The 16,757-nt window shown below is 34.5% G+C and carries 11 protein-coding genes; 7 read left to right on the top strand and 4 right to left on the bottom strand.

Features of this window, described 5'->3' with window-relative positions:
• The first annotated feature begins 114 nt into the window (after window positions 1–114).
• The gene (locus tag VFM92_RS00745) at window positions 115–3,294 is read left to right on the top strand and encodes a BspA family leucine-rich repeat surface protein (protein ID WP_325120277.1); all 3,180 of its coding nucleotides are present in this window, start codon (window positions 115–117) and stop codon (window positions 3,292–3,294) included.
• A gap of 272 nt (window positions 3,295–3,566) precedes the next feature.
• Here VFM92_RS00745 and VFM92_RS00750 read toward each other — a convergent pair whose 3' ends face one another.
• On the bottom strand, window positions 3,567–5,546 hold the full coding sequence (locus VFM92_RS00750; RefSeq protein WP_325120278.1) for a tetratricopeptide repeat protein: 1,980 nt from the start codon (window positions 5,544–5,546) through the stop codon (window positions 3,567–3,569).
• Window positions 5,547–5,735: 189 nt separating this feature from the next.
• Between VFM92_RS00750 and VFM92_RS00755 the strand changes: the two genes are divergently transcribed.
• The 3 genes from VFM92_RS00755 to VFM92_RS00765 are packed head-to-tail and all read left to right on the top strand — an operon-like array spanning window position 5,736 to window position 7,778.
• On the top strand, window positions 5,736–6,278 hold the full coding sequence (locus VFM92_RS00755) for a hypothetical protein (protein ID WP_325120279.1): 543 nt from the start codon (window positions 5,736–5,738) through the stop codon (window positions 6,276–6,278).
• 20 nt (window positions 6,279–6,298) lie between these two features.
• Window positions 6,299–7,072 carry a hypothetical protein gene (locus tag VFM92_RS00760; RefSeq protein WP_325120280.1) on the top strand — a complete coding sequence of 258 codons (774 nt, stop codon included), beginning with the start codon at window positions 6,299–6,301 and terminating at the stop codon, window positions 7,070–7,072.
• The gene (locus tag VFM92_RS00765; RefSeq protein WP_325120281.1) at window positions 7,065–7,778 is read left to right on the top strand and encodes a hypothetical protein; all 714 of its coding nucleotides are present in this window, start codon (window positions 7,065–7,067) and stop codon (window positions 7,776–7,778) included. Before VFM92_RS00760 ends, VFM92_RS00765 begins: the two co-directional genes overlap by 8 nt.
• 63 nt (window positions 7,779–7,841) lie before the next feature.
• Here VFM92_RS00765 and VFM92_RS00770 read toward each other — a convergent pair whose 3' ends face one another.
• The 3 genes from VFM92_RS00770 to proC are packed head-to-tail and all read right to left on the bottom strand — an operon-like array spanning window position 7,842 to window position 10,707.
• The gene (locus VFM92_RS00770; protein ID WP_325120282.1) at window positions 7,842–9,041 is read right to left on the bottom strand and encodes a glutamate-5-semialdehyde dehydrogenase; all 1,200 of its coding nucleotides are present in this window, start codon (window positions 9,039–9,041) and stop codon (window positions 7,842–7,844) included.
• 53 nt (window positions 9,042–9,094) lie between these two features.
• Complete coding sequence (proB, locus tag VFM92_RS00775; protein ID WP_325120283.1) at window positions 9,095–9,889, bottom strand: glutamate 5-kinase; 795 nt, start codon at window positions 9,887–9,889, stop codon at window positions 9,095–9,097.
• Window positions 9,890–9,900: 11 nt separating this feature from the next.
• A complete protein-coding gene (gene proC / locus VFM92_RS00780; RefSeq protein ID WP_325120284.1) occupies window positions 9,901–10,707 on the bottom strand; it encodes a pyrroline-5-carboxylate reductase in 807 nt (268 codons plus the stop codon).
• Between the two features lie 385 nt (window positions 10,708–11,092).
• On the opposite strand from proC, the gene VFM92_RS00785 reads away from it, so the two are divergent.
• The 3 genes from VFM92_RS00785 to VFM92_RS00795 all read left to right on the top strand — a co-directional run bounded on the left by VFM92_RS00785 (window position 11,093) and on the right by VFM92_RS00795 (window position 16,712).
• Window positions 11,093–13,126, top strand: coding sequence for a copper-translocating P-type ATPase (locus VFM92_RS00785; protein WP_325120285.1), 2,034 nt, complete (start codon window positions 11,093–11,095; stop codon window positions 13,124–13,126).
• Window positions 13,127–13,265: 139 nt separating this feature from the next.
• On the top strand, window positions 13,266–15,341 hold the full coding sequence (locus VFM92_RS00790; protein ID WP_325120286.1) for a SpoIIE family protein phosphatase: 2,076 nt from the start codon (window positions 13,266–13,268) through the stop codon (window positions 15,339–15,341).
• A gap of 165 nt (window positions 15,342–15,506) precedes the next feature.
• Window positions 15,507–16,712 (top strand): IS256 family transposase, encoded by a 1,206-nt coding sequence (locus tag VFM92_RS00795; protein WP_325120287.1) that lies wholly within the window; start codon window positions 15,507–15,509, stop codon window positions 16,710–16,712.
• The last annotated feature ends 45 nt before the right edge of the window (window positions 16,713–16,757 follow it).

The raw sequence follows: 16,757 nt of genomic DNA on the forward strand, positions 1-16,757 counted from the left end.
TCAGCTACATTCTTAGCCATTTTATTAGTAAATATTTTAAATTTTCATTAAAACCTGTACTTTTGTACAATCTAATTATATTAAAATTTTAAACATTCCATTTAACCCCCGTCTATGAACATTTTTACTCCCCTAATCAACTTTTCAAAAGTTAGCAGAATACTTTTGTCTTTTTTAACATTACTAATTCTTCAAACAAGTTTCGCATTAGCTCAAGATGCCCCTTTTATTACTGTTTGGCAAACAGATAATCCAGGCACCAGTGAAGATAACCAAATCACTATACCAGGTTCCGGCATAGACTATCAAATAGAATGGGAAGAAGTTGGTAATGAGGCTACTAATTTTGGAAGCGAGACTGGAACTGATGAACATACTGTTACATTTCCTAAGCCTGGTACTTACCGCATTAAAATAACGCGTACAAAATTAATTGACGACTTTACACAAATTCAATTTTATAATAAGGGAGATAAAGAAAAAATCATAGACATTGAGCAGTGGGGAGATATTACTTGGTCAGATTTTAGAGCAGCGTTTTATGGCTGTTCTAATTTAGTGCAGACGGCCACAGATATGCCTAATCTATCTAATGTGACTGATATGCACTGGATGTTTTTAATGGCTAACTCATTTAATGGAAATATAGGTGCTTGGGATGTCTCTAATATAATTGACATGGAGAGAATGTTTGACGATGCAGATTCCTTTAATCAAGACATAAGTAATTGGGACGTGTCCAACGTGAAAAACATGAGCTGGATGTTTTCAGGATCTTCATTTAACCAAGATATAAGTTCTTGGGACGTTTCGGATGTAACTAATATGAGTGGTATGTTTGCGGGAGCAGTTTTTTTTAATCAGGATATAAGTAGCTGGAATGTATCTAATGTTATTAATATGGAGAGGATGTTCTCTAATACATATGAATTTAATCAAGATTTAGGAAATTGGGATGTTTCCAATGTGACTAATATGAGTAGAATGTTTTTACAAGCTTACTCATTTAATCAAGATATAAGTAATTGGAATGTGTCAAATGTAATAAACATGACAAATATGTTTTATTCAGCTCGCGCCTTCAATCAGGACATAAGCACATGGAATGTGTCAAATGTCACTGATATGAGTGGAATGTTCTTACAAGCTGCTACTTTCAATGCAAAAATAGGTTTATGGAATGTTTCTAACGTAAACAATATAAGCCGAATGTTTCAAAGTGCACATGAATTCAATCAAGATTTAAGTGGATGGGATGTGTCAAATGTTACTGATATGCATGACATGTTCTTGCAAGCTGAGTCATTTAATGGTCAAATAAGTTCTTGGGATGTTTCTAAAGTGACCGATATGAGTAGAATGTTTAAAAGCGCAATCAGTTTCAATCAAGACTTAGGATCCTGGGACATTTCTAATGTGAATAATGCAAATGAAATGCTAAATCTAAGTGGCTTAAATACGTATAATTATGATCAAACACTAAGAGGATGGGCAGCTCAAGCAAATTCCCCAATCGGATTAGACCTCGGAGCTGAAAACATGAAATACTGTTTATCCGAAGCAGCTAGAGATCAATTGGTAAATGAAAAAGGCTGGTCAATTACCGGAGACACAAAAGATTGTCAAGCAACTTTTATTAGTACTTGGAAAACAGATAATGATGGTTCAAGTGAAAACAATCAGATAAGCATCCCTGGCATAGGAGCTGAATACATCGTCCATTGGGAAGAAGTTGAAAACATTGAAAATAGCGGGCAGGAAAGGGCTAATAATACTCATACCCTCACCTTTCCTCAAGCAGGAACTTACCGTATTAAAATTTATGGAGATTTCACAAGCATAAATTTTTCAGATTTAGGTGATAAATCCAAGATTCTAGATATTGAAAACTGGGGAGATGTCCAATGGACTTCCATGAACACCGCTTTTGCTGGTGCTGAGAATTTAACAATCTCTGCTAATGATGCACCTGATCTATCACAAGTCACTGATATGTCACGCATGTTTTATAATGCTAAATCCTTAAACCAAGATATTAGTCATTGGGATGTCAGCAATGTCACCAATATGTCAGACCTATTCCATGGAGCTTCTTCTTTTAATCAAGATTTAAGCAATTGGGATGTTTCCGGTGTTACTAAAATGTCGAGAATGTTTGCCAATACAACTGCTTTTAATCAAGATTTGAACAGCTGGAACACTGCAAATGTTGAGGAAATGGATTTTATGTTTTGGGAATCAGATGCATTTCAGGGAAATATAGGTGAATGGAACACATCAAATGTAAATAATATGTGGGGAATGTTTTATGGAGCTGATTCTATGAATACAGATATTTCAACTTGGGATGTGAGTAGTGTGACCAATATGACTGAAATGTTCCGAGAAGCCGTTGCTTTTAATCAGGACATAAGCAACTGGAATGTTTCCAATGTAACCGACATGAGTGGTATGTTCTATGAAGCTTCTGCTTATGATCAAAATTTAGGAGATTGGAATTTATCCAATGCAGGAAGCCTATTTGAATTTTTAACAAATTCAGGTATATCTATTCAAAATTATGATTTATCTCTTGAAGGCTGGGCAACCAATGGCAATATACCATCTGACATTGCCCTAAGTGCAGAAGGCTTATATTATTGCGCTTCTGCTGAATACAGACAACAATTAATCGATGATTTTGGCTGGAATATTATGGGAGATGAGACGTGCAGTTTAATTATGGAAGAAACAATGCCAGTAGCTGAAGCCACTTCAGTAGAAAAGAATACTGAAATCTACCTTACTTTTGATCAAGAAATTGAAGAAATAGATTTAAGTGGAATTACTTTGAAGGATGTAAGCGGTAACGCAATTTCCCTAAGCGATATTTATATTGATAGCTTAACATTGCATTTGGTGCATAGTGGATTAGGTTCCAATACTTATGAAGTTGTAATCCCTAAGAGCAGTATTATAAGTATAACAGGCAAAGAAAATGATTCAATCAGCTGGTCGTTTGCCACTCAAAGAATTTTGAGTTCAAAGAAAGAACAAAAACTAATTGATCATTCTGCTTTTCCAAACCCTTTTTCTGATTTTACAACAATCCAATTTAACCTGCCGCAAACGCAGTCGGTTAATTTATTGATTTTTGATCTAAAAGGGCAATTAGTAAGAGAAGAGAAATATGATAATCTTGGCTCAGACAATCAATCGATCAAGTTTGAAAGAAAAGATTTACCTGCTGGGCTTTATCGTTATCAGTTGCAGTCTGCTGAAGGATTAGTAGGTGGGAAAATGTTGATTAAATAGAGCTTTTAATAATTTTATTAAATCACTTATTTTTAGTTAAAATCAGCTTTAACAAAATTGAAAAGCCATTCCAAAATTATTGGGATGGCTTTTTTTATGGCCTTCTAGTTTTATAATAGCTATCTTTTTTGCTTCCTTTCAGTGATCCAACGTCTAAGGTCGAGGCTAAATTCTCTCTTTGCGAAAACTTTGCGCCTTTGCGTCTTGGCGAGACTATTTTGCGTCTTAGACGCCTGCGAACTTTTTACTATTATGGCTTAATGAAAAATTTTTCAAACCCTAAACCCAATAACCAACATATCATCGGTTTGTTCCATCTCTCCCTGCCATCTTTTCATCTCTAGCTCTAGGCTTTTGCTTTGCTCGGGCAAGCTTTTATTTGAAATGCTTTCTAAAAGCGTTTTAAACCTTTTACGGAGATATTTTTTCTGGGTATTGAACCCAAACTGGTCTGCAAAACCATCCGAACTCAAATAAAATGTTTGATTTTCTTCAAAATCGATCTCTTGGTAAGTGAATTTCTTATCGGGACTATTAAAATACTCCCCTACTGTGAAATTATTTCCCTTAAATTCAATCAACTTATTATTTTCGACTACATACAGTGGTCTTTTTGCTCCAGCAAAAGTTACCATTTTATTTGTATAATCAATTTTACATAGTGCCACATCCATACTGTGATTACTAGTGGTAACCTCCTTCTGCTTCAGGATATCCATTACTTTAATATCCAGTTTTGCCAATATCTTATGTGGTTCAGTTTCTTTTTCTTCATTCACAATTTGGTTCATGGTAGCATTGGCAATTACGGTCATAAAAGCACCAGCAACTCCATGGCCAGTGCAATCAATTAAAGCTAAAATATCGCAACCCTCTTGCCGAGAATACCAATAAAAATCACCGCTTACAATATCTTTAGGCTTAAAATACACAAATGAAAATGGGATATTTTCCTTGAAATTATTTTTATTCATGATGCCTTCTTGTATGCTTTTAGCATATTCTATAGAATCGGTAATATTTTGATTCCAACTTTCCAGCTTCATTTTCTGTATTTCTATAGCCTGTTTACTTTTTAAAATCTCCTGGTTTTGATATTCCAAAAGATATTTAGCTTTTCTATTTTGTTTGAATTTAAGAAATGAAATGATCGCCAAAGCAAGCAATAAAATGGAGAAAGCTGCAGAACCGTAAATGTAAAGCTGCCCGTTTTGATACTGCAAATCTTTAATTTCTGACTCTTTTCTTAAAAGGGCTATTTCTTTCTCTTTCTGCTCTAGCTCAATGCTTTTTTCAAGTTCTGCTATTGCTCTGCGAGAGCTTTCATTAAAAATACTGTCTTTCATGATATGATACTGATTCATGTAGACATAGGAGTTTTCTAAATCATCGAAATGTAAATACACTTCTGCTAAAGTACTGTAAGCATCCAAAAGAATTGGTTTAGCATTAATTGACTGGGCAATGTCAATTGCATCCAAGCCTGCATTTCTGGCAGCCAGCAAACTTCCTCTCGCATTGTGTAGCCTGGCTATTTTTACCAAGGCAGCTGAAACCCCAAATTTATTTCCCGAATCCTCCTCCTTTTTCAAAGATTTAGTAAAATAAAAAAGAGCGCTATCGTATTGCTTCTGATTGAAATATATTTTCCCTATATTACTAAAAGGGTCAAATAACGTGCTTTTTTCTGAACTGCTTAAATAAAATGTTAAAACCTTCCTGTAATAGCTAATTGCCTCTTTTTCCTGACCGTTATCTAAATAAATATTTCCAATATTATTCAAAATCCTTAGAAGCTTTGAGGAATCACTTAACTCTTCAAAGATAATTTTAGCATCCTTGTAATAATCTAATGCCCTTTCAAAATCTTCGTTAATAGAATAAATATTTCCGATATTACTCAATGCTTTGGCGGCTCCTGTTTTATCATTTAATGAATCATATAGATTTAATGCCTCCTTAAAATACCTTAGAGCATTATCATAATCACCTTTTTGTTTATTGTATACACCTAAATTGTTACTGGCGGTTGCTTCCCCCGAAAGGAAATTAATCTTTCTAGAAATTTCTAATGCAGTGGTGGCATACTCAAAGCTTTCAGCAGGTTCACTAGCATATTTTATTTTGAATAAATTATTTAATCTAATGACCTCGGTACTATCCTTCTTGTTTCCTTTCCTTTGAGCAACAGATTCAAAAGAGTAAACAAACAATACAGAACATAATAATGAAGAAATTAAGAGCTTTATCACTACCTTTAACATCTTGCTAAGATGCTATATTTATTTGAAAAAGTAACATTCATAAGCTGAAATACATCGCATATTTTATACAATTTATAGAAAAATCAATAAGATTATTAGAATTAAAATAGTAGCATTTACAACCAAAATTCGAGTACATGTGTCATTAAGTCGGACTAATAAAACAAATCTAATAAGATGAAAAGATTTTCAATTAAACTTTTAACCATTGGATTATTGCCCATTATCATACTCTCCTGCACCAATTGGACGAATGTACCCAATTTCGATGTGGAAGAGGTGGAGGGCTACAGACCAGTTTATGCAACTGAAAGTGAGCAGGAAGTAAAAACTTTACCGCCACGTGAAATGGAAAATCCAGGCAAGATTTACGTTATCAATGAATTTCTATTAGTAGTTGACCGATTAAAAGGAGTACATGTCTTCAATAATGAAAACCCTGAGAATCCTGTAAATATTGGTTTTATTCAAATTACTGGAAGTAATGATGTAGCGGTAAGAGATAATATTCTTTATGCTGACCAAGCCTCCGATTTACTGGCGATTGATATTAGTAATCCAACCAATGTTCAAATTGCTTCGCGAGTTAAAGACGTATTTCCATTTGGTTCGCAATATCCTCAACAACAAGGCTTCTATTTTGAATGTCCGGATCCTTCCAAAGGACTCGTAATTGGATGGGAATACACAACTTTAAATTCTCCAGAATGCTATCGTTAAAAATGAAACTATCAAAAGACATGAAAAATATAAAACTATCTATTTTACCAATATTAGCATTTTTACCACTACTCCTAATTTTCTCAGCTTGTGATTCTGATGCTGAATTTGATGGTAGCGGAGAAGGTAAAGGTGGCTCTATGGCTAGATTTACCTTTCTAAAAGGATATTTGTACATCGTGGATGAATCAACCTTGAAAACATTTGATATTAGCAATCCCGAAAATCCTGAGTTGCTGGGAACTGATGATGTTGGCGCTGGAGTTGAAACTATTTTTCCGTATGAAAATTATCTATTTTTAGGAACTCAATGGGGAATGAAAATATATTCGGTTGAGAATAGTCCAGTCCCAACTTACTTATCAGATTTTGAACATTCATTTGCATGTGACCCAGTAGTCGTGTCAAATGGCATAGCCTACGTTACACTAAGAGGCGGGACTACCTGTCAAACAGGCGAAGACCGCATGGAGGTGGTAGATGTTTCTGATTTAAGAAACCCTAGATTATTAAAAACCATTCCAATGCTTAATCCTCATGGATTATCCGTAAGTGATACTGTTTTATTTGTGTGTGAAGGAGATTTTGGATTTAAAGTCTTTAACATTAAAGACAGGCCAAATCCTGAATTAATATCGCATTATGATAGTATACCGAGCTACGATGTAATAACAAATTATGGTAGAAAAGAATTGATTATTACTGGTAAAAACGGGATTTTTCAATACGACTATGAAAACCCTTACGATCTAAAAGAATTAAGTCAAATCACTACAGCTCCAACAAATGAGTAAAATTTTAATAACTGCTTTAGTTATATTTTCAACAACTATGGGATTTACCCAAAATATGGAAATTAACGAAGATAGCATCGAGAACCAATATAACCCATTACTGCTCTTAAGTCTTTCAATGAGTTCACCATTTGAGACTTACAATTCATTTGATGTCGGGCTAATGAAGTCACTCAATAGTAATAGTGCATTAGGTTTAGAGTTAGGTTACATTTATAACTTGCAAGGTTTTAATAATGAAATTGAAGAAAGCTGGCAAACTAATGCGAATGGTTTAAAAGCCTATTTGTATTTTAGACTTTTCTTAAATAATGATGATAATTATCCACCCAATTCAACCACTTTTATTGATTTTGAACCACAATTTTATTGGATGAGTTTTGATTCAGAACGAATTGGTGGCTTTGGCTGCAATAGTCAATTTGGCGAGTGTGAATATTTCAGATTTTACGATTCAAGAGTTGAAAGAATAATTCCTGGTATCAATTTGAAAATTGGCCAAACCTATGACTATGACCCACTACATGTCACTATCTTCGCTGGTATAGGCTACCGATATGTTTATGAGTTTTCTGAAATGGATAATGGGTTGGTCGAACCAGATAAAATTTTCAATACGAGAGGAGAAGAAAGTGACTTGCAAATTGGAGCAATGTCAAGATTAAGACTAGGATTCCAACTCGCTTACAATATTAAATACAAATAAAAAAAGAGGCTATCAAAATAAAATATTTTGATAGCCTCTTTAGTTTATAATTATAAGGAATTATTACTTTCTTATTTGTCCGTCCCCTAAAACATAATATTTGTTTGTTACAAGCTGTTTTAAGCCTAATGGACCTCTATGGTGCAATTTATCTGTACTAATTGCCAATTCCGCTCCTACACCCATTTGACCACCATCAGTAAAGCGAGTAGAGGCATTGTGATAAACCGCAGCACTATCAATTTGCTCCATGAATTTCATAGCATCATCTTGAGTTTCCGTAAGAATAATATTAGAATGTCCTCCTGAATATTTATTGATAAATTCAATAGCATTATCAAGACCATCGACTGAAGAAATAGCTGCTTTCATAGCTAAAAATTCCTCGTACCAAACATCATCGCTTTCGATTTTGTCTGATGTTTCCAAATGCCTAATTACCTGATCACTTGCCACAATTTGAACACCTTTATCACTCAACGCTTTTTCAATTCGTTGAAGTGTTTCTTCAAATTGAGGGTGATTTTCATCGACCAATATTTTATCTAATGCATTGCATCCAGAAATTTTATCTGTTTTAGCGTTTACCAGTACAGGGATAACTTTTTCCATATCAGCATCAGGCGCCACATATGCAAAATTATTTCCTCTTCCACTTACTAAAACCGCACATTTTGCATGCTGTTTTACAAACTCAATTAATCTTTCGCCTCCTCTTGGTACTATTAAATCTAGCGGCTGGTCAGGATTTCTTAAAAATTCCTGAGTTGTAGCTCTATCCATTTTCAGATATTGAATCCAATCGTTATCTAAACCATTGTCATTCAGAGATTGATGCCAACATTTTACCAATTCCTCATTACTACTATGGGCTTCTTTACCACCTTTTAATAGAATTTTATTATTGGCTTTAAAAGCTAAAACAGCAGCCTCTATGGTCACATCCGGTCGAGATTCATAAATAATCATAATAGTACCGAAAGGTGCAGCTTTGTTCGTAATGCTCAGCCCGTTTTCAAGTGTGTCCTGACTGATAACTGTACCCACAGGGTCATCCTGATCTTTGACTTCACGAACTGCTCTAATCATATCATCGACTTTAGCGGAATCTACCACTAATCGGTCGTAAAGTGCTTGATCATCTCTATCGAATGCATCTAAATCTTTTTTATTGGCAGCAATGATAGCATCTCGGTTTTTATCAAGATTATCTATCATTGATTGTAAAACTGCGTTTTTAAGTTCTGTATTTAAAAGCTTCATAAAAGCATATAAATTTAAGTTCAAAATAAATTTTTAGAAGCTGAAGGAAATAATTAATCCACCTCTTTGTAAATCCTAGTCCCTACATCTTTCCCGTGAACGATATCAATGATGACATCCTCACGTTTACCGTTTGCAATGTAAGTTACGATATCTTTTGATGCGGCACCTTTGGCTACATTAATCTTAGATTCCATTCCTCCTCTTCCTTCTCCTTCTTTTTTATCGGATTCTTGAATAAATTGTTCTACTTCCTGGTCGGTTGTAACACTTTTTATCAGATGTGAATCGTCATGATCTGGGTGACCATCAAAAATACCGTCAGTATCAGTAAGCAAAATAAGAGTATCCGCATTAATTAATTCTGCCACTAAACTTGCTAATTCATCATTATCAGAAAACATTGACATGGAAAGCGAAACTGCATCATCTTCATTAGCTATTGGAATTATTCCTTGGCTTAATAAACCTTCGTAGCAGTTTATCATATTATCGCGATGCCTTCCAAAGTCGAAATCTCTTTTAGTTGCCAAAACTTGCGCACATCTCATCCCATAATCGTGAAAAATACTGTAATAATGTCGCATCATTCTGGGTTGACCAACCGCAGAATAGACCTGCCTTCTTTGCGCAGCATTATCAATGTTATCAATTTTATTATCATCAAGCACTTCTTTTCCTGCAATTACAGAACCAGAGGAAATGATAACTGTCATGACATCCTCCTCATAAAGTCGTGCTACTTGATCTACTATCCTCTTCAAAATAGGAACTACTATGCGATTATCTCGATTAGTCATCACATTAGTTCCAATTTTCACTACTACTCTTTTGATATCTTTAGTCACAATACTATAGTTTAAGATTCTTTACCTAATTCTACTGCTCTATTGAATGCTGCATAGGCTGCATCTTCTATTAATTGCTTTACATTATTATCTTCCATTGAATCCAAAGCAGCGCGTGTTGTTCCACCTTTAGAAGCAACTCTTTTCATCCATCCTTCAGGACTCAAATTAGATTTGTTAAATAATTCCACGGCACCTTCAAACGTTTGGCCTACTAAAACTTTTGAATCATGATCTGAAAAACCCATTTTCTTAGCAGCTTCCATCATGGAGTTCATAAAATAGAAAACATAAGCAGGGCCACTACCTGAAATACCAGTTGAAGCATCTATATCATTTTCAGTATCTAATCTTACTGAACGACCAGTAGTGTCCAAAAGATTTTCGACAGTGGAAAGTTCTAGTCTTGAAACTTCATCAGAGGCCGTAAAAGAAGTCAAACCTTTTCCAACTTGAGCAGGAAGATTTGGCATTGCTCTTACTACTTTAGTAATTCCCAATCCATCCTTCATACTTTGAATGGTAACTCCTGCCATGATCGAAATTACAATTTGATCTGGAGACATCATCGGCTTAAGTTCTGCAAACAACTCATCAGTATGATAAGGTTTTACAGCTATGAAAATAATGTCTGCTTTTGGAAGGCAATCCGAGAGGTTAGTAAAAACATCAAAACGACTAATTTTCTTAAGTTCTTCTGTTTTTTCAGGACTGGTATCTGAAATCATTAGGTTGTGATTTGACAGAAATTCAGATTTCACAAGGGCTTTAGCATAAGCCAACCCCATATTTCCAGCTCCTATTACAAGTACTTTCATAAGTAAATTTTTGTTTATTAAATATAAAGAATTAATTCCAATTGCACTTTTGACTATGCAAGCATTGTGCATCTAAACCCCAATTCCACCAAATATCATTGGTATTTCAAAAAAAAACCACCCATAATTGATTAGTAATCAAATATTTACATACTAAATAGAGTGGGATTCAAAGAAATTTCATTCTAACCTCCCTCTGATGAATTCTTGCGCCATATAGTCGGAAAGCTGCAATAATGACAGTCTATTTTAGGATTGTCAATAAATGGCACCATTGAAAACTAGTGTAATCCATTTAGCCCCACCCTTTCGAAACATTATTAAATTAATTCCATTTATACTATAAGTTAATTTTATTAAAATTCTCATATTAACTGATTTTTCAATGTCTACAAGCCATCAACATTCTCAAGAAAAGCACGATCACCATGATCATGAAGGTCATAATCAAGATGAACACGATCATCATGAACATCATGCCCATATGATAAAAGATTTCAAAAAGCGATTTTGGATTTCTATCATCATTACTATACCTATAATGGTTCTGGCACCAATGATTCAGGAATTATTGGGATATGAATTACGCTTCCAATATGATAGATATGTTCAATTTGCATTGTCCACTATAGTATTTTTCTATTGCGGATTTCCTTTTCTAAAAGGATTGAAGGATGAAATTTCCGATCGCAAACCTGGCATGATGACCTTAATTGCGCTGGCAATTAGTGTAGCCTATTTTTATAGCTCAGCTGTTGTTTTTGGACTAGAGGGGAAAATTTTCTTCTGGGAATTAGCCAGCTTAATTGCCATCATGTTGCTGGGGCATTGGATTGAGATGAAGTCGATTATGGGTGCTTCGGGTGCAGTAGAAGAATTGGCTAAACTGCTTCCATCTACCGCTTTGAAGCTGGATGAGAATGGAGATACACATGAAGTAAAAATCTCTGAATTGGAAGCAGGAGATTTGGTTCTAGTAAAACCAGGAGAAAAAATTCCTGCAGATGGCATTATTGAAAAAGGCAAAAGCGATATAAATGAATCCATGATAACTGGTGAATCAAAACCAGTAAGTAAAAAAGAAGGTGATGTGGTTATTGGCGGTTCAGTAAATGGCTCTTCTTCCATTCAATTTAAAATAAAAGAAGATAGCGATGACTCCTATTTAAATAAGGTAGTGGATATGGTGAAATCCGCACAAGAGACTAAATCCAAAACGCAAAATCTTGCCAATAAAGCTGCTGCTTGGCTATTTTATATTGCACTTTTCTCTGGATTCACCACTTTAGGTGTTTGGTTGTGGCAAGGAAAAGAATTTGACTACGCTTTGGAAAGAATGGTGACCGTTATGATTATTGCCTGCCCTCATGCATTAGGATTGGCAATGCCTTTGGTAGTTGCCATTTCAACCTCAGTTTCTGCTAAAAATGGTTTACTTATTAGAAATAGAACTGCATTTGAGAATGCTCGAAATATCACAACCCTAATTTTTGATAAAACAGGAACCCTAACAAAAGGAAATTTCGTGGTAAATCAGTTTAAAAGTACTTCAGAAGAATATAAAAATGAGGACATTCTAAAAATAGCCGCATCACTCGAAAAAGAATCTGAACATCCAATTGCAACTGGAATTTTGACTAAGCATAAAGATAAAGGATTAGATTTTATGGAAATTTCAGATTTTGAAAATCTGACTGGTGAAGGAATTCAAGCAAAAATAAATGATGACCCGTTTAAGATTGTAAGTCCTGGGTATCTAGAGGAAAATAATATTGAATTACCTAAAGATACAAAAAATGAAAAAGCAGAAACAATAGTTTATATCCTTAGGGGCAAAGATTTGATTGGGTATATTTCAATGGCGGATGAAATTAGAAAGGAATCTTATGAAGCAATTAAAAGATTAAAAGAGAATGGCTTGAAAGTCATCATGGCTACTGGAGACAATGAAGAAGTAGCTAAATCTGTAAGCAAAGAATTAGGCTTGGATGATTACTATTCTGAAGTGCTCCCTGAAGACAAACAAAAAATTATTGGAGATCTGCAGGAAAAGGGCGAAATAGTGGCCATGACAGGTGATGGAGTAAATGATGCGCCTGCACTTGCCAAAGCAGATGTAGGTATTGCAATTGGATCAGGAACTGATGTGGCAGCAGAAACTGCTGATATTATTTTAGTCAATAGCAATCCTATGGACATTGTGCACCTTTTGGAATTTGGTAAAGCTACCTATCAAAAAATGATGCAAAACCTGTTCTGGGCGGCAGGTTATAATATTGTAGCTATCCCAATGGCTGCAGGAGCTTTAGCTTTTGCAGGAATTATTTTAAGCCCTGCTGTTGGGGCAGGATTAATGAGCTTAAGTACAATTATAGTGGCATTAAATGCCCAGTTGCTGAAAAGAAAGATGAAAAACTAAACTCTATTCTAATAGACTAATATAAAAAACATAAATTCAGACAGTATTATACTACTATTATATTAAATACCTTAACCTTTGATTTATTATAAAATGAATTGATAAATTGCATATCAATCACGTGATAAATCCATTATAAGTGCATAGAATAATATTTATTCTTCTGTTGTTTTTTTCTCTGTCCTCTTTTGGTCAGTTAATAAAAGAATTGAAAAAGGATTTAAATAATGCAAAATCCGATTCTCAGCGGATGAGCTTATACTATGAGTTAAGCTCAAAATATCAATTTAACGATAATGAAAAAGCCATTTCTTATGCTGAGCAATTGCTGGAATTAGCCAAAAAAAAGAAAGACACCACCAATATTGTTTATGGAAAAGCAATGATTGCATACTCCTACTATAATTTAGGTGCGCTAGACAAAGCCTTGAAATTATATTTAGAGGCTTATGAAATCGCTAAAGCATCAAAAAATGAGAAGTTAATTGATTATATCATTACCCATCTCGCACTTACATATGATGAAATGGGCAATTATGCCAAAGCTTTGGAATATTATCGGTACAATATTCGATATGCAAAGGAAAATAATCTACCTCAAGATCAGATGATTGGGCTATTGAACATTGCTGATATGTATGTTCGAATGGAAGAATACGATTCTGCTGAATATTATGCTGAAAAAGCCATTCAATTCGAAGATCTAAGTGAAGATTACATTAACTCTATTGCATTTATAAATTATGGTGTGGCTTTAGAAAGAAATAATAATTTTGATAAAGCATTGATTTTCCTGTTAAGAGGTTTAGAAATTCAATACTCTTTAGATCCAGATTTTGCAGCTATAAGCGAGGCTTACCTTACTATTTCAAATATTTATCTAAAGAAAAAACAATTCAGTAATGCTTTACAATTTGCAGATTCTTCTATTAATAGTGCGAAAAAATCAGAATCGAATTATTACTTAAGAAAAGGATACGAACTAAGAAGTAGTCTCCATAAAATTTTAGGGGATAACACACAAGCCTATAATGATTTAAAGAAATTTGTTGAAACAAACGATAAAATTTACGATGAAGAAACAACAGAGAAATTTCTAGAACTGCAGGAATTATATGAAGCTAAGCAGCGAGAAGCAGAAATAAATTTACTCAAACAAGAAAGTGAATTGAGTAAAGAATCTATCACTCAAAAGAACATTGTAATATTAGGCTCTTTGATAATACTTTTACTTTTAGCATTGTCTTTAGCTGTATACATTAGTAGAAACCGATTGAAACGAAAAGCTTTGACTTTATTAAACTCTCAAAATCAAGAAATTGAGGAAAGAAATTTTCAGTTGGGCGAAATGACAGAAGAGCTAAAAAGTCAAAAAGAAGAAATAGAAACTCATAGAGATCAGCTGTCTGAAGCCTATAGTATATTAGAAAAAAGAAATCAGGATGTAACCGACAGTATTAACTATGCTCAGAAAATTCAAAACTCACTTTTACCTGATTTAAAAACCATTAAAAAAGCATTACCTGAATCTTTCATATTTTATCAAGCTAGAGACATTGTAAGTGGTGACTTCTATTGGTTTCACCAGAAAAAAGTTGATGGAAAGGAAATCAAGTTTATTGCTTCTATTGATTGTACAGGGCATGGAGTTCCGGGTGCATTTATGAGCATGATTGCTGACGCCCTATTATCTCAGGTTATTATTGAGCTGGATTTTAATCAGCCTGCTGAAATTTTAACTGAAATGGACAGGAGGCTGAGAATTATGCTAAAGCAAGATGAAAACTATGGTAATGATGGAATGGAAATCGGACTTTGTGCCATTTATGATAGGAAATTGATGTTTTCTGGTGCAGGTCACAAGTTAGTTTATTTCGAAAATGGTGAATTAAATACTATCAGAGATAACCGATATTCAATTGGTGAAAGTTTTATAAGCCATCAAAAAATGAAATTCACGAACCATACCATTGCAATAGAAAATCCAATCATGATTTATCTTTTTTCCGATGGAATTCAAGATCAATTTGGTGGTTCAAAAGATAAAAAACTTGGGATAAAGTGCCTACGGAGAAATTTGGAAGCTATTCATAAAGATACTGTTAACAAACAAGAAGAACACATTAAAGAAATGGTTGAGAATTGGAAAGGCACAGCAGAACAAGTAGATGATATGCTTTTAATAGGATTTAGAATTAAGGGGAGTATCTCATAAACTGTGTAAGTTCTAAATCAGGGCTTACAAAACAGTTATTGAGCCTCGGAAATTTAGGGAGTGATTTTGTAAAAATCGCTACTTAAATTTCGAGGAGCCCGCGGCAGGCGCTTTTCTCAATTTGTGTGTAAATATTTTTAACTTTATAAACACACAGATTGTAAGATGAAAAAAGAAGATTTATTAAACGAAGAGTTTTTAAAGCAATTTAAGAACGGAGATGAACTCAATGATTTCCTGCAGCAACTTCAAAAGCGTGCGGTAGAAAAAATGCTGGAAGCAGAGCTGGATGGCCACTTGGGGTATGATAAAAACCAAAAGACTACCAGTTCCAATTCTCGTAATGGTTATTCAAATAAAAAACTCAAAAACTCCTTTGGCGAAGCCTCCATTAATGTTCCCAGAGACAGGGAAGGAAGCTTTGAACCGGTGCTAGTCCCTAAAAGAAAAGGAATGGCAGAAGGCATTGAAAACGTTATTATTTCCATGTACGCCAAAGGAATGTCCAATCAGGATATAGAAGAGCAGATACGGGAGCTCTATGATATCAATGTTTCCACCTCTACCATATCAAGAATTACAGATACCATTGCAGAGGACATTGTAGCCTGGAGAAACAGACCACTCGATCCTGTTTACTTAATTGTATGGATGGATGGAATTTCTTTTAAAGTAAGAGAGAACTCCAAAGTGGTTAATAAAACGGTTTACATTGCTGTGGGGCTCAAGACTAATGGAATGAAGGAAGTATTGGGCTTGTGGTTGGGAAAGAACGAATCCTCTGCATTTTGGATGAGCGTCCTGACCGATTTAAAGGCAAGAGGTGTGGAAGACATCCTGATCACGGCAACAGACAACCTCAACGGCTTTACTGATACTATAAGGGCATCTTTTCCTGAATCAGTCACTCAGATATGCGTAGTCCATCAAATTAGGAATACTTGCCGATATGTGGTCTGGAAGGATAAAAAAGAGTTCACCCGTGACATGAAGGAAATTTATACTGCTCCTAATAAGGAAGCGGCTTTGGCAGCTTTAAATGATTTTGCCCTCAAATGGGAATCAAAATACTCTTATGCCATTAAAAGCTGGAAAGACAATTGGGATGAACTCACTGTGTTTTTTGATTATCCTGTGGAAATTAGAAAAATCATTTATACCACTAACTTAATTGAAAACCTTAACGGTAAGATTAGAAAATACACCAAAAACAAGCTCTCTTTCCCGACTGATGATGCTGTGATGAAATCTGTATTTTTATCAGTTAGGGAGGTAAGTAAAAAATGGACTCAGCCTATTAGAAACTGGGGAGTAATACTTAACAGTTTTCTTATTATATTTGAAGATAGGGTCAGATTAAATGAATCTTAACCCTATCTTCAAAATTTTTAGTTACACACTTTTTGGGATAGTGTC

The organism is Marivirga sp. (genome assembly GCF_035704835.1).
In the GTDB taxonomy this organism is placed as follows: Bacteria; Bacteroidota; Bacteroidia; order Cytophagales; family Cyclobacteriaceae; genus Marivirga.